The organism is Bradyrhizobium sp. NBAIM14 (assembly GCF_020193895.1).
In the GTDB taxonomy this organism is placed as follows: domain Bacteria; phylum Pseudomonadota; class Alphaproteobacteria; order Rhizobiales; family Xanthobacteraceae; genus Bradyrhizobium; species Bradyrhizobium yuanmingense.
Window position 1 is genome coordinate 92,513 of record NZ_JADYVQ010000015.1, and the last position, 20,473, is coordinate 112,985.

Below are 20,473 nucleotides of genomic sequence, written 5' to 3' on the forward strand. Positions count from 1 at the left end.
CCGGGGCCGCATGCAAAGGGCCGCGTGATGCCTCTCCTCCACATTTCGATGCGCGCCGGTAAGCCGCAAAGCTACCGGCAGGCGATTCTGGACGGACTTTACCGCGCGATGCGCGAGGCCCTGAACGTGCCCGAAGGCGATGCGTTCATGGCCATCACCGAGCATGAGCCGGCCAACTTCCGCTGCGGCAATGCCTACGGCGTCGAGCGCAGCGAAGACGCCCTGCTGATCCAGATCACCGTGTTCGCCTCGCGTACGGCCGAGCAGAAGAAAGCGCTGTATCGTCGGATCGCCGACCTGCTCGGCGAGAACCCGGGGATCAGGCCCGAGGACGTGTTCGTCAACGTGCTCGACGCGCCCAAGGAGAACTGGTCCGTCGGTCACGGCATCGCGCAGTTCGCGTGAGGTGCACGGCGACGGATTGCCGGTCGAAGACTGAGATTCAGCGTCCCGCATACGCACCGTGGTGACGGTGATACGCGCTCGGGGTAGGCCAGGTCCAGCCTTTCAGGGCCGTTCGATCCGGCTCGAAGATTTCGATCTTGAGCGGATGGCATGCCGCGGCATCGCTGGAATGGGTTGCGCTGCAGTCTCCACCCGGACAGGCCGACAGCGCGCCGAGCAGGTCGATCTCCGCGAAGAGCTCGATGAAGTCGCCGGGGCGGACCGGACTTGCCTTCATGAAATATTGATGCGCGTCCCTGGTGAAGCCGGTGCACATGAAGACGTTGAGCACGTCGTGGACATGATGCTCCACTGCAGCCGGATCCGCCTTCAATTCGATGGCGAGGGCGCGGGACAGATTGGAGTGGCAGCAAAAATCGTAGGCCGTGCCGTTCAGCAGGAGATTTGTATAGGGATCGCAGCGCGTGCCAATCACATCGTGAATGCCGGCACCGTCGGCGTCGAAGCCGTACCAGCCAAGCGTATCGTGGCTGATGGTCGCCATCGGCCGAAGATAGGGCATATTGCTCCAGAGCCGGTCACCGATGCCGACATGCGTACCATGGAGCGCCCGCGTCTTGCCGCTGAAGAAGCGCTCGGAGAGATCGTCCGCGTTCCAGAGATTGAGGTCGCCGACCTGCGGGCCTTCGATGCTGACGATGCGGAAGAATTGGCCGCGCGCCACGCGAAAGGCACGGGCATCGCGTGGCGGCACGACAAGCTCGTGCGTCTTGACCGCAGCACGGCGGGCTGCTTCGAGCGTAGCCATATCCGGCCCGGGCATCGTCCCGGCCGGATAGACGATGGCCGGCTTGGCAGCGCGGCGCGAGGCGGCATCAGCGGGGGCGAGTGGCATATTTGGCGGCATAGTTCGGCCTCGGATCGACTCGGCAAGAGGAGAGGTGGTGGCTAATGGCGGAAGCGGTTGACCCTACCCCTCACCTCAGCCGCCGGCAACGCACGCCTCCATGACTTCATCGAGCTCCGCCTTCGAGAGCATGCCAAGCTCGGCAATGAAGACGATGCGCGTCCGCGCCGCGCCCGGTGTCGGCGCATCGCCAGGCGCCAGGGTCGCGCGGCCGGCGGCGAACTGAAACACCATCGTGCGGCCGGGCTGCTCGAGCGTCTCGAACAGGCCCTTGGCGCGCGCCAGCTTCGGCGCAAGGCGGCTGATGGCCTGCTGCAGGCGCGGCAGCGAGACCGGCTTATCCGAGGTCCAGCTCAGTGCCTCGAAGCGCTCCTCCGCCGGCCGTTTCGGTCCCACCTCGCGCGGCGCCGGAGCGCGGTCGGCACCGGCGGGAAACAGCAGCGCGGGCGGAATCTCGCCGTGCTGTGCCTCGACCACCACCGCGGGCACGCGCTGGGCGCGGATGGCGTCACGCATCCGCACCCCCGCGCCCGCGCCCGCCAGATCCAGCTTGCTCAATGCCACGATATCGGCGACGCGCAGCTGCGACCGCATCAGCGCGTCGTCCAGAGCCGAAGGCGGTGTCCCTGCGTCCAACACGCAAAGCACCGTCTCCAGCTGCGCCTCGCGCAGGATCACGGGGTCCATCAGGTTGCGCACGATGTCAGCGGGATCGGCAACGCCACTGGTCTCGATGACGATACAATCGGGCTTGGGATCACGCCGCAGCAGCGTCGAAAGCGTGCGGAGCAGATCGCCCTCGAGCGAGCAGCAGATGCAGCCATTGGCAAGGCTGACCACGCCGTCGCTCGCGCCCGCGATCAGCTCCGCATCGATGTTGATGGCGCCGAAATCGTTGACGACGGCAGCGATCCGCCGCCCCTCCGCATGCGCCAGCAGATGGTTGACGACCGTGGTCTTGCCGGCCCCCAAGAAGCCCGTCACCAGGAGAATGGGGACCGCCATGGATCAGCCCTCGACGATTGGGCGGCGCACGGGCCTGCCCGGCCGCGCGGTCACATCGAGCATGCCGTCGCTGATCAGCACCTGGCCGCTGACGACCAGATGCCGGACGCCCTCAGAGGGCCGGTTCATCGCGGTGAAGGTCGCACGGTCCGAGAGCTTCTCGTAGTCGAACACGACGATGTCGGCATCCGCGTCCTTGGCGAGCCGGCCCTTGCTGCGCATCGCCGGCGTGCTCTGCGAGAGGATCTCCGCCGGGATCAGCGCGCATTTGCGCACGCCTTCCAGCAACGACACGGCTTTGCGCTCGCGCACCCATTCACGGATGAACTTCGTGAAGCAGCCGGCCGAGCGCGGATGCGAGGTCGCATCATCCGGCAGCGGCCAGGCATCGCCGGTGTAGGTTGAGCCGTCCGACAGCGTCCACGGCATCGCGTCGGAGGCGATCGCGCCGCCGGGATACAGCACCGACATATCGAGCAGGTCGCGGTGGTGCGCATTGTTCTCGGTGTCGAGAATGTGCCAGAGCACCAGCGAGGACGGCTCCTCGGCCTGCGCCTTCAAGAGCTCCTCGCGGTCATGGAAGCGGTAGCCGTCGGTGACGCGCTGCACGGAATCGTAACCGGTGCCGTTGCGCTCGACGAACTGGGGATCACTGAAGAAGGCCGCGGCCAGCACGGTCGAGCCGGTGCCGTAAGGATAAGCCTCGACCGTGATCGGCAGGCCCTGTCCTTGCGCCTTCTCGATCAGCACGCGGCAACGCTCGACGTCGGTCTTGCTCGACGAGTTGAAATGGCAGATGTGCATGTGCGCGCCGGTGGCGCCGGCATAGCCGATCAGGCGGATATAGGCTTCCACTGCGCTCTCGGGATCGATGCGCGACATGAAGGCGACATGGGTGAAGGTGGGGACGTCCTGCTTCGCGGCCAGCTGGCACACTGCGGTCAGCTCCTGCACGCCGGCGCCGGGCGCATAGGCGTTGAGGATGCCGATGCCGATACCGCCCTCGTTGAGGCCGCGGGCCAGACGCTCGAGAATGCCCGAGACCTCCGCATCGGTTGCGACATTGTCCATCCAACGGCGGTCGCGCATGGCGTTGCCGAACGCTTCCAGCGAGCTCTCCGCGTTGGAGCCCGTCATCGCGCCGATGCGGGCAAAGGCCCAGTTAGTGGCCGCGCCATAATTCAGCACGCGGCCCTTTCGCGCCTGGCGCTCATACCAGGACCCGACCGGCAGCACGCCGGCCTCGAGATCGAGGGTGGTCGTGACGCCGTCGAACGCCTGCATGCGATCGGCCGGGATCGACTGGCCATGGGCATGCAGATCGATGAAGCCGGGCGCCACCACGAGGCCGGTGGCGTCGATCACCCGCTCGGCGCCGCCGAGGCCCGTGCCGACGGCGGCGATCTTGCCGTCCACGACCGCCACATCCCCAACGGCGTCCATCCCGCTCGCGGGATCCACCACCCGGCCGCCAGAGACCACCAAACCGCTCATCTCGTCACTCCGAAAAGCAAATTGCCAGAATTTCCGAAGGCCCGGCAGCAGCTTCGGAGGCGCATCGGCGCGCATAGTGCATATTCTCGTGAGAACGACCACCACCACTGATGCCGATGCAGCATGCTTGCAAGTGAGGCCGGTGAACGCAGGAAGTGTATCGGACCGGAGCCCAACAATGCCGCTGCGTCAATCCGCCGATCCAATCGGCATACCCTCGCGTTCTCGCGGCTTGATCCGCCCGAGCTATGCTCCGCTTCACACACCCCTCAAGGAAAGGGCGCAGGGAAGACCGGGCGCCAGCTGGCACCCATAAGACCCCTGCGCTGAACGAATGCACACGCAGTGCACAGGGGAGACACAGGGCAGCCGAAACCAGGCCTTCCCTGCGCGATGGTTTGACGGCCTATGCCGCGCTCTCCCGGGAGCCGAGTTCCTTCTGGCCTCCCTCACCTCCGCAAAAGTCACGGCACCGCGCCGGTTGACGCGATGACGTCTTCGCCAAGGCTCGACCGTAGCAACGACGGCCAGGACCACACGGTTTCGCCGTACGCAGGGGCGCCGTTCGTCTTCGCGGGTCCCGCATGCTCACGAGGTTCATCTCGCCCTGCACGCGCAAGCTCCGCCTTTAACGCCGCCCGCGTCCACCGCAACTTCCAGCCCGCGCTCGAAACGACGTACGACCGCCCCTTGGTGGGCTGGAATGGCCGACACATACGACAAATCCGAATTTCGGTAAAGTGGAATATTTTTGGCGGGAGGGGTTGACAGCGGATCGGTGTGTTCTGCCGTCGACGCCGGGGCAGTTGCCTTCTGGACACGGCGAGGGTTCATTGCCTCGAAGGACGATCCGCTTATACTGTTCGGGCCGATTGCAGACATTGCGGCGTCGGTCCATTGGCAAGGTGTCCAATGCGCGTGAAATTCGGAGACATCCTCCAGGCTTTTGAGTTCGCCGACATCAGCGGCGTTGTGGAGTGCCGCACCTTCGTCTGCAGGCAGACAGGAAAGATCTACTACCAGTTCGATCAGGACGACCTCCAGGAGCTCGAGGACGACGAACTGCCTGACGATATCGAGGACGAGACCAAATACTTGCAGATCCCGAACTCACGAGACCTCGACCTCGGCAAGCCTCTCGTGATTGCCTTCGTCCGCGAGTTCCTGCCGAACGATCTGGACGACGTTCGCTATATTTTCAGCAAACGCGGCGCCTATCAGAAGTTCAAGGGCCTGCTCTCCCGACGGGGAGCGATCGATGCTTGGCATGACTACCGCAACAAGGCGAGGGAGCGGGCATTGCGCGATTGGTGCGAGATTCAGGCAATCGAGATCGTCGACTGACCCGCCATTCACTTGAAGGCCACGACATGCGCGAGGCGGCTCCGCCGCGATCTCGCCCCCATTGTCATTCAGAGAGCAGATGGGGCGGCTGTCGGGGGCAAAGTTCCCATGGGTTCCCAGTGATAGGTCGACGTCTTCTCCAAACAAATCATTCCATGTCGCGCCGCGCTCTCATCGGCGGTCTCCTGTCGACGGGTAGCGCGCTGGCGCTTGGCGGATGCGCTGGCCTCGGTGCGACCGGCGCGCGCTTCGACGCCTCCTCGCTCTCCGTCGATCCGACGTTGCTTGTCGTCACCACACGCAAGCCCGTGAACGGCGGCCGCGCAAAACCCTGGTTCGGGCCGGAGCGTGCGACGAGCATGACGGTCGCGCGGGCGAAGCTGACGGCGCCGGACGAGAGCCGGCTTTCCCTCGCCTCGGTCGGACTCGAGAACTGGCGTCTCGACCGGATCGAGCCGGTCCCGGCCGACGCCGGCGATCTCGCTGCGCAGGCCGGCGGCGGGGACGTGCTGATCTATGTGCACGGTTTCAAGCAGACATTCGAGACGGCGGTGCTGGATGCAGCCCACCTTTCCGATGGGATCAAGTTCCGCGGCCGGACCATGGCGTTCTCCTGGCCTTCCAAGGCAGGACTGTTCGACTACGCCTATGACCGCGACAGCGCGATGTGGTCGCGCGACAATTTCGAGCGCGTGCTCTCTGCCCTGGTGTCGGCGCCGGGGGCGGGGCGCGTGCACATCGTCGCCCACAGCATGGGAACCATGCTGACCCTCGAAAGCCTGCGCCAGCTCCATGGGAGATACGGCGACACGGTGACGAGCAAGATTGGCGCGGTGGTGTTTGCCGCGCCCGACATCGACATGGACGTGTTCTCGTCGGCGATCCAGCGCATCGGCCCTCTCGCCGGCAAGATCACGGTGATCGCCTCGACCAACGATCGTGCACTGGCGCTGTCGGGGCAGCTCGCCGGCGGCATGACCCGCGTCGGCGCGGCCGAGAAGGCCGCCATCGCAGGGCTCGGTGTGCGCGTGGTCGATGCCTCCCAGGAAGGCTGGGGCATCATCAACCACGATTTGTTCCTGTCGAATACGGAAGTGCAGCGGGTGATCCGCCGCTCGATCGACGGCACGACGGCGTAGGAGAGCGCCGAGCCACGCGAAAAGCCTGCTCCTGCCCACACCCGTTGCGGCTCCGAGGGGAATTGCATTGCAGCTTGCGGATGGAAGACCTATGTTGGGTAGCTAGTCAGGCAGCCGCCCATCGAACGGCGAGAGTCTGCAGGATCGCCTCACGGTGGATGGTTTCCATTCCGCATCGGAGGTGATGCCATGGCCATTGCTCCCACCCTCCAGAAATACCTCGCCGCTGAGAACATCCAGTACGAGGTGATCCCGCACGAACTCAGCATGACGTCCGCCCGAACGGCGCAGGCATGCCATATCTCCGGCGACCGCCTCGCCAAGGGCATCGTGTTGCGGCGCGACGGCGGATACATGCTGGCCGTCTTGCCCGCATCGCATCACCTCCGCCTGTCCGACCTGAGGACAAGCCTCGGCGACAATGTCCACATGGCCAATGAAACCGAGATCAATCGGCTGTTCAGCGACTGTGCACACGGTGCAGTTCCTGCCGTCGGCAAATGCTACGGATTGGATATCATCGTCGACGACAGCCTCGAGGCACAGCCGGATATCTATATGGAAGCCGGCGATCATGAGACGCTGCTTCACATGGGTCACGCGCAGTTTGCGCGCCTGACGGCCAACGCACCGCACGGCCGCTTCAGCGCGCATGACTGAGGACCTGTGCGCCGCCCATTGTCCTTGCGGCCCTGGGCGGGAACTCTAGCCGCAAGTTCGCCGTCATACCGTTCCGCAGGGTGGCGGCGAAAGTGTCTGCGCTTTGTCTGGTCGGAGTTCGGAAGATGGGGGTGCCGCTGCATCAACGCACTTGAAACCCACGAACGGAGGCTCGCCATGAAAGTCAAAGACGTGATGCACAAGGGTGTCGACTGGGTCAGCCCCGACACCCCAATCACCGAGATTGCCAAACTGATGCGGGCACATGACATCGGCTGCATTCCGATTGGCGAGGATGACAAGCTGGTCGGAATGGTGACCGACCGCGACATCGTCTGCAAAGGACTCGCGAGCCACAGCTTCGATGCCGGCCGCGCGACGGCACGTGACGTGATGACCGAGGGCATCCATTGCTGCCGCGAGGACGATGACCTCGCCAAGGCGATGCATCATATGGAGAAGCTGCAGGTCCGCAGGCTGCCGGTGATCAACAAGAGCAAGCGGATGGTCGGCATCATCAGCCTGGGTGACGTCAGCCATTCCTCATCGGGTGACATGCTCACCGAGACCGTCAGAAGCGTTTCGGCGCATCACTGAAGTTACCGCCAAAACGTATGGCCACGGCTCCTCTCGCGATCCCCCCGAATAGGGTTGAGTGGGAGCCCGAGTCATGCGCTCGTGGTGCAACTATCGCGCGGCGCAGAAGCGACGACGCGATGCGGCTCATTTTGCGCCGGAGTGAATGCAAGTTGCGCCGGAATGGATGCAAGGCCCGTTCACTCGATCACGTCATCATCGATGACGCTGCGACGCGCAACCTACCACGATGTGTTTCTTTCGAATGCGGACGTGCAGCGGGCGATCCTCCGCTCGATCGACTGCACTACCGCGTGAAAGAGCGCCTGCGCGGCGTCGGGCTACGCGATCAAGCGCTGCACCAATGCCGACTCGCTCGAATACGTCAGGAGCGCCTCGTGAGTTGCCCGGGTCACCCCGACATAGGTCAGCCGGACACATTCCTCGACGGTCTCGCCGTGGCGGCCGAGCAGGCCCAAGCCGGCGATGGCGACGCAGGGAAACTCCAGCCCTTTCGCGCTGTGCATGCTCAGGAATCGCACGGCGACCCGCTTGACCGAAACCCGGTTGCGATTGTCCTTGGCGATGTCGATCGGCGCACCATGCCCGGCGAGAATCTGCGCAACCCGTCCGCCGATCCAGTGCTCCGGGTAGAGACACGCCATCTGCGACCACTCGTAGCCGGCTTTCTTACGGTCGAGAAACCACTCGGCAACGCAGTGAGCTTCCGCCTCGATGCTCACGCACCGCCGCACATCCGGCTCCAGTCCCTGCCGACCCGCATCTTCGGGCAGCAGGATGGCGTGCTCGTCGTCGGCCGTGATGCCGGGAGCGCCGATGACGTCCGCGGCGAAGCGTCTCGCGAAGGCAACGATTTGGGCGGTGTTGCGATAGTTCACCTTCAGTACGGTCGTTCTGCCCTTTGCTTCAATGCCGAGCTGGCTCCAGACCGGCCGTTCACGCCCCTTATAGATAGCCTGGATATCGTCGTAGACGACCATCAGCGCCTTGGTGCGCGGGTTCACCATCTTGGCCGCAAGCGCGAGCCATTGCGGTTCGAAGTCGTGCGCCTCGTCGATCAGGACCGCGTCGTACTGCTCCGCCGGGATATGGCCGTGATCGACCGCCTTCACGACCTCTGAAACGCTCGCAGCCAGGCGCTCCGCGTAGTCCGGATAGTCTCGCTCGGATGGGGCGGCAATCCCGTACGTCCGCAGCATCCGGTAGCACCACGAGTGGAAGGTGAGAACCTGAACGCGGTCCTCAACGCCCCTGCTCTGCATGGCATCTTCAAGCCGGCCGGCGATGCCGTTGGCGTAACACAGGATCAGCACCGGCTTTGCCGCCGCACGTGCCAGATACTCGGCGCGAAAAGCGAGGATCAGGGTCTTGCCAGATCCGGCGACGCCGCGAATGATGCGATGCCCCTCGCCCAGGCTGCGCGCGAACTGCTCCTGATGAAGGTCCATGACCGCGAGCGTCCGATCCGAAGAATCGGCGCGAGGCGCATCGTCCAGAGGCAGGGCAATCTGTCGTATCCGAACCTCCGGAAACAGCAGCGCGCGCATGCGGTCGAATTGCGGCATGGACAGCGGCTCTTCGAGACACGGATGAACCATGCGCCACAATCTCGATCGGAATTCCTCGGGGTCCGCGCCCTCGGTCATCTCGTCCTTGAACAGGCAGAGATGCTCGGAGAACACCTCCTTGAGATCGGTCTGATCGAACTGCTTGCGGGTGATGTTAGTGAACACGGCCCCGAAGCCGAACGGAACGATGGACCGGCCCGCGAGGCGATGTCCCGGCGGAAACAACAATTGCCCGTCGCGCTCCAGCGTGCGCACGACCTCGAATGTATATTTGCGAGCCTGCTCCAGCGGATTGCTTTCCCGCACCTCACCACGGCTGGTCAGCAGCTCGACCTTCGTCTTGTCGGCCGACACGATCGTCTCCAGGCGCCAATCCTTCACCTCGAGCACGAGCAGGCCGTTCGCGGGATGAATGATGATGAAGTCCGGATGCCGGTTGCGAGGCCCGACAGGCAGGTTGTGCCAAACGACGGCGTTCTCCTCGAGGAAGTCCTTCAATCGTTCCGCCAGTCGTAGCTCACCACGGCTGTCGAAGCGCGCGAAGCCGAGACTCGGGATCAGGATAGCCATGTCACGACCGCGAGCACCATTTGCGGACCACCTTGTGAGGCAAAGTGCAACAGGGCGGTCTCTCCAGGCTGACATGGTCGCCTAGAGTGTGCAGGTTTTCAATGGCTTAGGATCAGCTGGCGCTCCCTAGGGGAATCGAACCCCTGTTTCAGCCTTGAGAGGGCCGCGTCCTAACCGCTAGACGAAGGGAGCGTGAGGGCTAGCCAATAGCCTCGAAATTTGTCCGCCGCAAGGACCCCGAGGGGCGTTTTACGGCTCATTGGCGAATTTCAGCCGTCCGGTCGACTTCAGGGTATGGGCATCGAAGGTGCGGATCTCGATGATTCCGCCGAGATCCAGCGTCACTACGAGGCGGTCGCCGGCGACCCCGGTCGAGACGATTCTGGCGCCCTTGGGCAGGGTGGCAGTGACATCGCTTGCCGCTTCGACCGCCCTTCCCTCAGACTTGAAAAGGCGGTAGCCCACCGCGATCAGCACGGCGCAGAACGCCAGCGCCGTGGTCAACCCCGCGATCAGCATCATCCGCCGCACCCGCGCGAACAGCGCGGCCTGCTCGGGGGTCGGTTCGGGAACAGCGGTGTCAGACGTCGTCATGGAAAGCCCTGGGTCAGCGCAAAGGTTGGAGGTTGTGGTCGAAGGCTCCGAGGGCTCGGCCCGGCTCGACCGCGTGCTGGCGGCGCGCCTGCCGGAGCTGTCGCGATCGAGGCTGAAAGCCCTGATCCTGGCGGGCGCAGTGCACCTGAAGGCCTCCGCGGTCCGCGACCCCGCTTATCACGTCGCATCCGGCGATACGATCATAATCGACGTGCCGGAAGCGGCGCCCGCCGAGCCCAAGGGGGAGGACATCGCCGTCGATATCGTGTTCGAGGACGACGACATCGTCGTCCTCAACAAGCCCAAGGGCCTCGTCGTGCACCCCGCGGCCGGCCACGAGACCGGCACCTTGGTGAATGCGCTGATCGCCCATTGCGGCGCCTCGCTCTCCGGCATCGGCGGAGTGCGCCGGCCCGGGATCGTGCACCGGCTCGACAAGGACACGACGGGGCTGATGGTGGTTGCCAAGAACGATCTCGCCCACGCTTCATTGACGGCGCAATTCGCCGATCACGGCCGCACCGGCGCGATGCGGCGCGGCTACATGGCATTCGCCTGGGGCGTGCCGAACCGGCACCGCGGCACCGTCGAGGCGCCGATCGACCGGCATCCGCATGCACGCGAGAAGATGGCCGTGCGCCAGGGTGGCCGCGAGGCGGTGACGCATTGGGAAATCCTGGAGAGCTTTCATGGACGCGACGGCAAGGGCGTCGCCGCCCTGCTCGCCTGCGAGCTCGAGACCGGCCGCACCCATCAGATCCGCGTCCATCTCGCCCATATTGGCCACCCGCTGATGGGCGATGCCGTCTATGGCCCGCATTTCAAGACCAAGGCCAACCAGCTCGGCCCCGAGTCGCAGGCAGCTTTGGCGGCGCTGGGGCGGCAGGCCTTACATGCTTACCTGCTGGTATTGGAGCACCCGAGGACGGGAGAATTACTGCACTGGGAGGCGCCTTTGCCGGAGGATTTGCTTCTCCTGGAACGTGCGCTCAAGGCGGCGCTATGACGCAGGCCGCTTCAGAAAGCCTTTACATTACAAAAAGTTATAGCTGCCACACGGGGACGTGACGTCAGCAATCCTTCCCTTTTTGACCCCCGATGGGGTATATTGCGTCTGCGTTGAAATGACCAACGCGGAACATCGCAGCTACGGCCGGCTTTAACACAGCGGTCGTCTGCCTGGCCCGCCGCTATCGGGGGCCTGAACCTTTTGGAGGGCGCACTATGGCCCGTACCGCTGCTTTGCCGGTCCTCAATGGAGAATCCGGCCTTTCTCGCTACCTCGCCGAGATCCGCAAATTCCCGATGCTGGAACCGCAGGAGGAGTACATGCTCGCCAAGCGTTGGCGTGAGCATGACGATCGCGACGCGGCACACCAACTCGTCACCAGCCATCTCCGCCTCGTGGCCAAGATCGCCATGGGCTATCGCGGCTACGGCCTGCCGATCTCCGAGGTCGTCTCGGAAGGCAATGTCGGCCTGATGCAGGCGGTGAAGCGATTCGAACCCGAGAAGGGGTTCCGTCTCGCCACCTACGCCATGTGGTGGATCAAGGCGTCGATTCAAGAGTACATCCTCCGTTCGTGGTCGCTCGTGAAGATGGGCACCACCGCGAACCAGAAGAAGCTGTTCTTCAACCTGCGCAAGGCGAAGAGCAAGATCAACGCGCTGGACGAAGGCGATCTCCGCCCCGACCAAGTCAAGTTGATCGCCAAGCGCCTCGGCGTCACCGATCAGGACGTGATCGACATGAACCGCCGCCTCGGCGGCGATGCGTCACTCAACGCACCGATCCGCGACGATGGCGAAGCCGGCGAATGGCAGGACTGGCTGGTCGACAACACGCCCAACCAGGAAGCCATGATGGCGGAGCACGAGGAGTATGATCACCGCCGTGACGCGCTGAACGGCGCCATGGGCGTGCTCAACCCGCGCGAACGCCGCATCTTCGAGGCCCGCCGCCTCGCCGATGAGCCGATGACGCTGGAAGACCTTGCTGCCGAGTTCGGCGTGTCGCGCGAGCGCGTCCGCCAGATCGAGGTCCGCGCCTTCGAGAAGGTGCAGTCCGCGGTCAAGGGCACGATCGCAAAGGCCGAACAGGCCGCGCTGGAAGCCGCGCATTAAGCGCGGCGGCTCAGCGCCAGAGATTGGCGGATCGAAAGAGACGAAAAGCCGGCGGCAACGCCGGCTTTTTGTTGGTGGGATGCGAACTGCGCCCGATAGCGGTGCGTGTGGGCACACCGCCTACTCCCCCCATTGCCTTGCCATCGTCGCGAGCGTGCAGCCTTCGCAATAGCGGGCGTCCTTGTAGTCGATCCAGTTGTGCGCGTAGACCCGCTCGAGCGGGATGTCGTAGCGCGCGCGCAGCACTTTCACGAGGATCTTCCACGCCGCGACCTGTGCCTCCGTCGGCCCCGCCGTCACGTCGGGATAATTGCCGGCGAACTCGACGCCGATCGAATTGTCGCGCACCACCTGGCGGTAGGTCGGACGGTTGTCGATGTACTTGTTGTCGTTGCGGTTGGCGCCGTCGCCGTGGGTCGGCACGAGGTTCTCGGCGACCGCCCAATAGACCGTGCCGTCGGTCTCGACCCAGACCGTGACGCCGCGCCGCGTCGGGTTCTTCGCCTGCGCCTGCGCGCCGCCGCGGGCCGAGCCCGCCGGTCCCTCGGTCTGGTGCACGATGATGTTGCGCCAGGGTTTTGCGTTGCGGACCTCGCCCCACGGCGCCAGCCAGACGATCTTCAAGCCGGGGATGTCGGGCGTGCCGGAGGCGCGCGCGAGCCTGGCGAGTTCGGCATCCGCAGCAGCGGCGGGGACGATCGGAAGGAGAGCGGCTAACGCGGCCGCGAGCAGGCGAAATATCATCATGCGGGGTCCAATGCGACCCAAGCCTAACAGGCTTTACGCGAATGTCCTCACCGTCCCGACAGACTCGGGCGATAGCGGCGGGGCGGGGTCATAGACCGCAAAATCGTTCTTGCCGTTCTTCTTGGCGGCATAGAGGGCGTGGTCGGCATTGGCCATCAGGCGGTCCGGGAATTGCCCGATGCCGCGGTCCCACTCGGCAACCCCGATCGAGATCGCGATCGGAATGTCGCGGCCGCTGCAGCTGGCGGCATCCTGACGGCAGACCTCGAGCACGCGGCGGGCGATCGCGGCCGCCTCGCGCAGGGACGAGGACGGCAGCACGATGCAGAACTCGTCGCCGCCGGTGCGGGCGAGCATGTCACCGGGCCGCAAGCGCGTCTGCGCCATCAAGGTGAAGTGCTTGAGGCAGGCATCGCCGGCGGCGTGGCCATGGGTATCGTTGATGGTCTTGAAGCCGTCGAGGTCGATCACCAGCAGCGAGAACGGCTCACCGCTGCGCTCCGAACGGGCGCATTCCTCGGTCAGGCGCTGCAAGAGATGCCGCCGGTTGGCAACGCCGGTGAGATCGTCGAGCAACGCGAGGTCGGCGACCTCGCCTCGCAAGCTGTCCATCGCCATCAGCAGGAAGCCGAAATTAAGGGTCATCGACAGGAACAGCAGCCCGAGCACCATGATCGCATGGGCCTGGCCGCCGGCGCGCGCCGAGAGATCATAGCCAAGCAGATTGCCCGCGGTGCGCGAGAGCAGAATCGCAATGATGCTGAGGATGACGATGCCGGACAGCTTGGCGCCCGGACTGACGCGGCCTTCCGGCGACAACAACAGACGCAGCGCCAGCACCAGCGGCAGGGCCTGACCGAGCGTGTAGCTCAGCATGCGCAATTGCATGTGCTCGAATCCAACCATGAAGAGCACGACGCCGGCAAGGCTCAAGCACCCTGTCGCGGTCATCAGGCGCCACGAGACCGGCCGGTCGTAGAAGCGCTGAATTCCCATGGCGGCAAGGCAGCTCGCAGCGATGACACCGCCGGCGCCGAGCAGCAGCGGCAGCGGAGAGGCGACGAACAGACGGATCAAGGCCGTCATCGCGCCGGCGGCACCGACGAAGGCCGATGCCATCCAGAACCGCGCAGCCGCGAAATTCGGATAGGAACGCGTCACGTAGGCCCAGATCACGCCGAGCGCCAGGAAGTTGACGACGAAGACCGTCCACAATGTCGGTACGTTCAGCATGACGCGTACAGCACGCGCAGCGTCCCGCCCCCCGATCCCGGCAGCCGTCCGTCCATGACCCATCCCCGTTTTCTTGCGGAAGACAATGCGATGGTTGCGCTTAATGGAGTCTCACTGCGGCTCGCGAAAACGCGCCCTTGGTTTTGGATTCATGAACGGCACGCGGCTATTGCCGGATCGTTAAGGCTGTCGCGGCCGATGGCCGTGCTGACGCGTGGAGCGGATTCGCGCCAAAAATCACCCGAAAGTGCATCTGAGCTGTGGATAACAGGATGACACGGATGTGACGACGCGGGGCAGCCGGCTCCGAATCTGCTGAGTTTGTCGTCGAGGATGTTGCGAGGCTGGCCCTCCGCCGAGCACCCTCGTGTCGCGTTCCACCATTAACCCTTGAGAGGATACTATGGCTAAGAAAGCGAAGAAGGCGGCGAAGAAGAAGGCGAAAAAGGCCAAGAAGGCGAAGAAGAAGTAACGAGGCTTCTGTTTCTTTGCCCGGGTGGAGTGAGCTCCGCCCGGGCGTCGGGTCGATCGAAGGTGGCGGGCGCAAGGCCCGCTTTTTTATTGTGCGAGAGTTCGAAGTGTACCCGCTCTAACAGCGTCATGGCCGGGCTTGTCCCGGCCATCCACGCCTTGCCGCACAGTCCGAAGAGCGTGGATCCCGGGACAAGCCCGGGCATGACGAGACCTTTCGAGAGGTAAAGAAGAAGCTATCGCTCCGACAACGCCAGCTTGGCGCCGAGCGCGGCGAAGCCGGCGGCAAAGGAGCGGCGCAGCCAGGCCATGACGGCCGGGCGGGAGATGACGCGCTCGCGCACCGCGGCGGCGCAGAAGCCGTAGAGGACGAACACCGCGAAGGTCATCACCATGAAGGCGCCGCTCAATTCCAGCATGCGCGCCAGCACATGGGCCTCGTCCGCCGCGACGAATTGCGGCAGGAAGGCGAGGAAGAAGATCGACAGTTTTGGATTGAGGATGTTGATCAGGAAGCCGGTGACGATGACGCGGCTGCTCGACCGCTCGCGGATGTCGCCGCCAACCGCCAGCGCCCCGGTCTCGCGCAGCGCCTGCCAGGACATGTAGAGCAGATAGGCGACGCCGCACCATTTCAGCGCGGCGAAGGCGAGCGCGCTGGTGTGGAGCACGGCGGCAAGACCGAGCATCGCCGCCGCCATGTGCGGCACGATGCCGAGCGTGCAGCCGAAGGCGGCCGCCACGCTGGCGCGCGAACCGCGGGTCAGCGCCGCAGCGAGCGTGTAGAGCACGCCGGTGCCGGGGGAAGCGACGACGATGAGCGAGGTGAGCAGGAAGGACCAGGTCATGGGCCGACCTTATCACCGCAGCGCGCTGCGAGAAAGCGGGCGCGTCAGGACAGCTGAGCGATCTCGGCCTCGCGCAGCACGTCGAGCGGCGCCCAGGGCTTGGCCCAGAACTTGGCGCCGTCGGGCAGGGCCTGCTTCAAGGGCCGGCCCGAGGTGACGACGACGTCGAGCTTCGGATTGCGGTCCTTGGCGACATGCGCGAGCTCGACGCCGTTCATGCGGCCGGCCAGCTGGACGTCGGTCAGCATCAGGCAGAGCGCGCCGGCGTTCTTGTCGAGCACGCGCTCGGCGGCCTCGGCGCTTTCGCACTGGATGACCTGGTAGCCGCTCTCCTCCAGGAGGACGCAAAGCATCTCCCGCTGCATGGCGTCGTCTTCAACGATCAGCGCTGTCGCGCGTAATGGCGTCGCTTGTCCCATCGGCGGCTCCCAATGCATGCCCTCATAACGGATGTTAAAAACCCAGGCGGACGTGGGTTCGGTTTCATTTCAAAAAAAAGTAATTCATAGTTCCATCATCGGGGACTTGACGGGGGAACTCATGACGACGATTCGGGGCGCCGCCGCCATCACGGGAGCCGCGAGCGGCATCGGCCGGGCGCTGGCGATCGAGCTCGCGCAACGCGGCTGCGACCTCGCACTGGCCGATCGCGACGAGGGTGGATTGAAGGCGCTCGCGGCGGAGATCGGAACAGCGCGCAAGGTCAGCCTGCATCGCGTCGACGTCGGCCAGCCGAGCGACATCGCGCAGTTCGCAAGCGAGGCGGTCGCCGCGCATCCTTCCCTCGGCATCGTCGTCAACAATGCCGGCGTTGCGCTGATGGGCACGTTCGAGGAGATCGACCAGGCCCAGATGGACTGGCTGTTCGACATCAATTTTTGGGGCGTGGTGCACGGCACACGCGCCTTCCTGCCGCACCTGAAGACGATGAGTGAGGCCCACATCGTCAACCTCTCCTCGATCTTCGGCATCATCGCCCCGCCGGGCCAATCGGCCTATGCCGCGGCGAAGTTCGCGGTGCGCGGCTTCTCGGAGAGCGTCCGGCACGAGCTCAGCGTCGCGGGCAGCGCGGTGAAGCTGTCGGTCGTGCATCCCGGCGGCATCGCCACCGCGATCGCGCGCAACGCCCGCACCGGCGTCGGCGTCACCGACAATGCCCGCCGCGCGCAATCGATCGAGCGGTTCGAGAACGCGGCGAAGACCTCGCCGAAGGACGCGGCACTGCGCATCATCAGGGGCATCGAGCGGAACGAGCCGCGCATCCTGATCGGCAACGACGCCCGCTTCATGGACCTGCTGCAGCGCTTCCGTCCGGGAACCTATTGGGCGCCGCTGCAGCGGCGGCTGGCGAAGGGGATAGAAAAGTAGCCAGGAGCGCAACGGCCTCCACACCCACCGCTGTCATTCCCCGCGAAGGCGGGGAATCCAGTACGCCGTGGCTTCTCGGCTCTAGCCGCGCCGTCTCTGGAATACTGGATCACCCGCCTTCGCGGGTGATGACACCGAGGATGTGGTCACTGCCCCATCAGCCGATCGGCGAAATAGCCGATGGTCTTGCGGTACACCACCGCCCTGTTCCACTCGCGCATCGCCTCGAAGTTCGGCGTTCCCTCGCCATAAGGCTGGCCCATCTTGAAGCCGCTCGTGTGCAGGAGGTTCGCGGTCGAGGCGAGCACGTCGGGGATGCTGTGGCGGAGATCGACATGGCCGTCGCCGTCGAAATCGACGCCGTACTTGATGTAGGACGATGGCAGGAACTGGGTCTGGCCGATCTCGCCGGCATAGGCGCCGATCATGTCGCGCAGCTGCAGGTCACCGCGCTGCACGATCTTGAGCGCGGCCAGCAGCTCGCCCTGGAACAGATCGGTGCGGCGGCAATCATGCGCGAGCGTCGCCAGCGTGCGGACCACCGGCAGCTTGCCGGTGTCGCCCTTGCCGAAATCGCTCTCCAGCCCCCAGATCGCGACCAGGATATAACGGGGCACGCCGAACTTCTGCTCGACGCGCGAGAGCAGCGCGGCATGCCGCTGCAGCATCGCGCGCCCGCCATTGATGCGGCCGGGGCCGACCCGGGTCGAGACGTACTGCTCGAAGGTCTTGTTGAAGGTGTAGCGCTGGCGCCGGTCGAAGGCGAGAACCGCAGGGTCGGGCGCAACGCCGCCGAGCGCCGCATTGGTCACGCTCGCCGAGACGCCGGCGGCCTGAGCCTCCTGCGCCATGCTGGCGATGAAGCCGTTGAAGTCGCCGCCGCAGCGGGCGGCCTGCGCCGATCCGCCGGCCAAAGACAAGATGAAGGCGGCAGCGAGAAGCAGTCTCGGCATGTGGAGCAATCCCCCAGAGAATTCCAGTGCGAAGCAGCGCGCGGATCATGCCCGGGAACGCCGTGAGCGTCAAAGCACAAGGCTTGATCCGCATCAAACCGTCTCACGCCGTGCTTTCTAGACTGAGCCGAGCAGGAGAACCACACATGACCGGAATAACCTTGAGCGCCGAGCAGATCCGCAATGCGCCAGCACCAGTGCGGCAATGGATCGAGCAGGAGGTGATCGCCGCGCTCGGCCTTGCGCCACGGACGCCGGCGGCCGCGCCGCCGCAAGTCCCCCACCTCGTCGCCTGCAGCGTGGAAGACATGGCCGGCGTGCTCGAGCACATCCGCGGCGCGCTTCCGGCCGTGAACGTGCTGTTCGAGCTCGGCCGCCCCGGCATCAGCTTCGGCCGCCCCGCGGTGATGACGTTCCGCCTGATGGACCTCCTGCATCACACGCGCCTCTCGGACGTCAGCGAGGTCATGACGTGTCTCGAGATGATCAACCAGGCGCTAACCGAGGTGAAGAAGGACGCTTCCGTGCGGTTCTGCGGCTTCGACAATGAGGGCCATTGCCTGATCGCGCCGCAGACGCAACAGAGCATCGCGACGTTGTGGCAGACCATGATGGAGCGACAGCAGGCCGCGCGCGCCGCGCCGGCGGCGTGAGGGGAACGTCATCGCCATGCCCAATCGCCAGCAGCCTCCATCAACCCGCTCGCTCCTCCGCATCCCGCTATTTCGCCTGCTCGCCATCAATCTCGCGATCGGCGCCTGCGCCGCCGTGCTATTGGTCGGCGGCCTGCTCTGGCTCAATCCCGGGCATCTGCGGGAGCTGATCTTCGCCGACCGCGCACCTGCCATTGCGCTCGTGCTGCTGCTCGCTTCCTTCCTCATCACCTTCGGCTCGGCCGCGATGGGCAGCGCGATCATGGCGCAGGGACGCAAGGAGCGTAGCAACAAAGGCGGCGGACGGGGATCGCGGCTCGCCGTGCAGGAGCTGGTGCACCGCCGGCGGGATTGAGGCGCGCAGCGCGAAGCGTGCGCGTCGGCGCCGAAACAAAACCGCAAAAACAACCCCATGCACAGTAGAAGTCTTGATGTGATCTTTGCGATTTTTCCGAATCAACGTTGACCGTCGGGCAAAACAGTGGTATGGTGCCAACATCGCAAGACTCCAGACGCTGACGCCCGCGCGCTCTCGTGGCCTTCCGAGAGCGCAGCAAGATGAACAAAGTACTTCGAGGATCCAAAGCATCTGATTTTCGAAATTGTGGGAAATCGCGATATCCATCAACTGCATATCTGATGCGCCTGCTGCGACATCGTCGCGCGACGATTTACCTTGCCATCGCGGCGCGCCTTCTATAGCCTTCTATTTTAGGTTGTCGCCCTGCCAGCCCCGGGCGACGCTGAAAAGATAAACGGCGGGCTTCGGCCCGCCGTTTATTGAAGGGCGTGGCGACGATCGCGAAGGTCACAATCCCGAAAGTCATTTGACTGCGGCGTCCTGATCGAGGACAAGCCGCCATGGCCAAAAAACCCGGAACCAACCCCAAAGGCGAATTCGCCTTCTTCAACGTCGTCTACGAAGACGATTCCCAACGCTCCAACCGCCGCGTCCCTTCCGAACTGCTCGGCGGCCTCGACGGCGACGAACCCGCCCGCAACTTCATCATGGAACAGGACCGCGAGATCGCGGAAAAGAGCGGCCGCCCGGCGCTGGAGATCAAGCGGATCGAGCGGGTGGGAGCGAAGAAGAAGTAGGCGGGCACAGCGGGGCGTTCACCAGCGCCCGCTCCATTTATTCCAGGCAAATAGCAGATCGGCAAACCGGTCATAGGCAAACCGCGTGATCGGCAGCGCCACGCGATTGCCTGATAGCGCCGCAAGCCACCCCTGCCCCGGCGTCAACCGCCACAGCGCAATCGCGACATCAGCGCCGACGACGAGCCGCCCGGCCTCATCCGTCGCGTGTAGGCGCCGCCTGATGTCGTCGAGCGAAGCGCCAAAGTGCGCCAGTGCATCAGGCTGCTCGTTGATGTCCCTGAACTCGACGGTGCCCGCGCGCACCAGCGCCAGCAGCTTGTTGCGCTGCCAGTCAATGCCGGCGTCGCAGACGGGGCAGCGGGTGTTGTAGTAGACGGTGAGGTGGGGTGGCATCAATGAGCCTTTCTCGTCGGAATTATAGTCCGAGAGAAAGCCAGATGAACGCCTTCGGCTGAAGCTGCCGATACAAAGGCACAAAGAAGGACGACCCGACCTCGGCCCGCCGAATTGCGCGGCAGCCTCGACGGCGACGAGCCGGGCGCAACCTCATTGGGAGCAGCATCAAGAGTCGCGTAAAAGAGCGGGAGGTCGGCGCTGGAGATCGAGCGGATTGAAAGGAGGCGAAGAAGAAGCAGGGTTCGGCCCTATCCCCGTCATTGCGAGCGCAGCGAAGCAACCCAGATACGTCTGTG

The 20,473-nt window shown here is 64.7% G+C and carries 22 protein-coding genes and 1 tRNA gene; 11 read left to right on the forward strand and 12 right to left on the reverse strand.

Annotated elements, in window-relative coordinates:
* The first annotated feature begins 27 nt into the window (after positions 1-27).
* The gene (locus I6F28_RS27635; RefSeq protein ID WP_109145972.1) at positions 28-405 is read left to right on the forward strand and encodes a tautomerase family protein; all 378 of its coding nucleotides are present in this window, start codon (positions 28-30) and stop codon (positions 403-405) included.
* 37 nt (positions 406-442) lie between these two features.
* On the opposite strand, the gene I6F28_RS27640 is transcribed toward I6F28_RS27635, so the two are convergent.
* The 3 genes from I6F28_RS27640 to I6F28_RS27650 all read right to left on the reverse strand — a co-directional run bounded on the left by I6F28_RS27640 (position 443) and on the right by I6F28_RS27650 (position 3,886).
* The gene (locus I6F28_RS27640) at positions 443-1,300 is read right to left on the reverse strand and encodes a DUF1989 domain-containing protein (protein WP_524536122.1); all 858 of its coding nucleotides are present in this window, start codon (positions 1,298-1,300) and stop codon (positions 443-445) included.
* Positions 1,301-1,387: 87 nt separating this feature from the next.
* Entirely contained in the window at positions 1,388-2,317 is a 930-nt protein-coding gene (locus I6F28_RS27645) for a CobW family GTP-binding protein (RefSeq protein WP_225142157.1), read from the reverse strand.
* 3 nt (positions 2,318-2,320) lie between these two features.
* A complete protein-coding gene (locus tag I6F28_RS27650) occupies positions 2,321-3,886 on the reverse strand; it encodes an amidohydrolase family protein (RefSeq protein WP_275945381.1) in 1,566 nt (521 codons plus the stop codon).
* Between the two features lie 837 nt (positions 3,887-4,723).
* On the opposite strand from I6F28_RS27650, the gene I6F28_RS27655 reads away from it, so the two are divergent.
* From I6F28_RS27655 to I6F28_RS27670, 4 genes are all read left to right on the forward strand, one after another.
* A complete protein-coding gene (locus I6F28_RS27655; RefSeq protein WP_057027741.1) occupies positions 4,724-5,155 on the forward strand; it encodes a hypothetical protein in 432 nt (143 codons plus the stop codon).
* A gap of 155 nt (positions 5,156-5,310) precedes the next feature.
* A complete protein-coding gene (locus I6F28_RS27660; protein ID WP_051056989.1) occupies positions 5,311-6,294 on the forward strand; it encodes an alpha/beta hydrolase in 984 nt (327 codons plus the stop codon).
* A gap of 189 nt (positions 6,295-6,483) precedes the next feature.
* Positions 6,484-6,954 (forward strand): aminoacyl-tRNA deacylase, encoded by a 471-nt coding sequence (locus tag I6F28_RS27665; protein WP_036009608.1) that lies wholly within the window; start codon positions 6,484-6,486, stop codon positions 6,952-6,954.
* A 177-nt stretch (positions 6,955-7,131) separates the two neighbouring features.
* Positions 7,132-7,551 (forward strand): CBS domain-containing protein, encoded by a 420-nt coding sequence (locus I6F28_RS27670; RefSeq protein WP_036009620.1) that lies wholly within the window; start codon positions 7,132-7,134, stop codon positions 7,549-7,551.
* 320 nt (positions 7,552-7,871) lie between these two features.
* Here the strand turns inward: I6F28_RS27670 and I6F28_RS27675 are convergent, their stop codons facing one another.
* From I6F28_RS27675 to I6F28_RS27685, 3 genes are all read right to left on the reverse strand, one after another.
* Positions 7,872-9,689, reverse strand: a complete 1,818-nt coding sequence (locus I6F28_RS27675; protein ID WP_225142159.1) for a DEAD/DEAH box helicase — start codon at positions 9,687-9,689, stop codon at positions 7,872-7,874.
* 117 nt (positions 9,690-9,806) lie between these two features.
* Positions 9,807-9,881 (reverse strand) — tRNA-Glu (locus I6F28_RS27680).
* A 57-nt stretch (positions 9,882-9,938) separates the two neighbouring features.
* Entirely contained in the window at positions 9,939-10,283 is a 345-nt protein-coding gene (locus I6F28_RS27685; RefSeq protein ID WP_225142161.1) for a hypothetical protein, read from the reverse strand.
* Here I6F28_RS27685 and I6F28_RS27690 point away from each other — a divergent pair.
* Positions 10,282-11,289, forward strand: a complete 1,008-nt coding sequence (locus I6F28_RS27690; protein ID WP_225142164.1) for an RluA family pseudouridine synthase — start codon at positions 10,282-10,284, stop codon at positions 11,287-11,289. The genes I6F28_RS27685 and I6F28_RS27690 overlap by 2 nt on opposite strands.
* A 218-nt stretch (positions 11,290-11,507) precedes the next feature.
* Positions 11,508-12,407 carry an RNA polymerase sigma factor RpoH gene (rpoH, locus tag I6F28_RS27695; RefSeq protein ID WP_036009602.1) on the forward strand — a complete coding sequence of 300 codons (900 nt, stop codon included), beginning with the start codon at positions 11,508-11,510 and terminating at the stop codon, positions 12,405-12,407.
* Between the two features lie 120 nt (positions 12,408-12,527).
* On the opposite strand, the gene I6F28_RS27700 is transcribed toward rpoH, so the two are convergent.
* The 4 genes from I6F28_RS27700 to I6F28_RS27715 form a co-directional block, all read right to left on the reverse strand.
* Positions 12,528-13,154, reverse strand: a complete 627-nt coding sequence (locus I6F28_RS27700) for a peptidoglycan recognition protein family protein (RefSeq protein WP_225142166.1) — start codon at positions 13,152-13,154, stop codon at positions 12,528-12,530.
* A 33-nt stretch (positions 13,155-13,187) separates the two neighbouring features.
* Positions 13,188-14,387: a GGDEF domain-containing protein gene (locus I6F28_RS27705; protein ID WP_225142167.1), complete on the reverse strand. Its 1,200-nt coding sequence runs from the start codon at positions 14,385-14,387 to the stop codon at positions 13,188-13,190.
* A gap of 707 nt (positions 14,388-15,094) precedes the next feature.
* Positions 15,095-15,706, reverse strand: a complete 612-nt coding sequence (locus I6F28_RS27710) for a LysE family translocator (protein WP_225142169.1) — start codon at positions 15,704-15,706, stop codon at positions 15,095-15,097.
* Between the two features lie 44 nt (positions 15,707-15,750).
* The gene (locus I6F28_RS27715) at positions 15,751-16,125 is read right to left on the reverse strand and encodes a response regulator (protein ID WP_036009616.1); all 375 of its coding nucleotides are present in this window, start codon (positions 16,123-16,125) and stop codon (positions 15,751-15,753) included.
* Positions 16,126-16,246: 121 nt separating this feature from the next.
* Between I6F28_RS27715 and I6F28_RS27720 the strand changes: the two genes are divergently transcribed.
* The gene (locus I6F28_RS27720) at positions 16,247-17,074 is read left to right on the forward strand and encodes an SDR family NAD(P)-dependent oxidoreductase (protein WP_225142172.1); all 828 of its coding nucleotides are present in this window, start codon (positions 16,247-16,249) and stop codon (positions 17,072-17,074) included.
* Positions 17,075-17,220: 146 nt separating this feature from the next.
* Here I6F28_RS27720 and I6F28_RS27725 read toward each other — a convergent pair whose 3' ends face one another.
* Entirely contained in the window at positions 17,221-18,027 is an 807-nt protein-coding gene (locus I6F28_RS27725; protein ID WP_225142174.1) for a lytic murein transglycosylase, read from the reverse strand.
* Between the two features lie 146 nt (positions 18,028-18,173).
* Here I6F28_RS27725 and I6F28_RS27730 point away from each other — a divergent pair, with 146 nt between their 5' ends.
* From I6F28_RS27730 to I6F28_RS27740, 3 genes are all read left to right on the forward strand, one after another.
* Complete coding sequence (locus I6F28_RS27730; RefSeq protein ID WP_109145267.1) at positions 18,174-18,680, forward strand: hypothetical protein; 507 nt, start codon at positions 18,174-18,176, stop codon at positions 18,678-18,680.
* A gap of 16 nt (positions 18,681-18,696) precedes the next feature.
* Positions 18,697-19,035, forward strand: a complete 339-nt coding sequence (locus tag I6F28_RS27735; protein ID WP_225142176.1) for a hypothetical protein — start codon at positions 18,697-18,699, stop codon at positions 19,033-19,035.
* A gap of 506 nt (positions 19,036-19,541) precedes the next feature.
* Positions 19,542-19,778, forward strand: coding sequence for a hypothetical protein (locus I6F28_RS27740; protein ID WP_036009587.1), 237 nt, complete (start codon positions 19,542-19,544; stop codon positions 19,776-19,778).
* 18 nt (positions 19,779-19,796) lie between these two features.
* Here the strand turns inward: I6F28_RS27740 and I6F28_RS27745 are convergent, their stop codons facing one another.
* Positions 19,797-20,174 (reverse strand): thiol-disulfide oxidoreductase DCC family protein, encoded by a 378-nt coding sequence (locus I6F28_RS27745; protein ID WP_225142178.1) that lies wholly within the window; start codon positions 20,172-20,174, stop codon positions 19,797-19,799.
* Positions 20,175-20,473 lie beyond the last annotated feature (299 nt).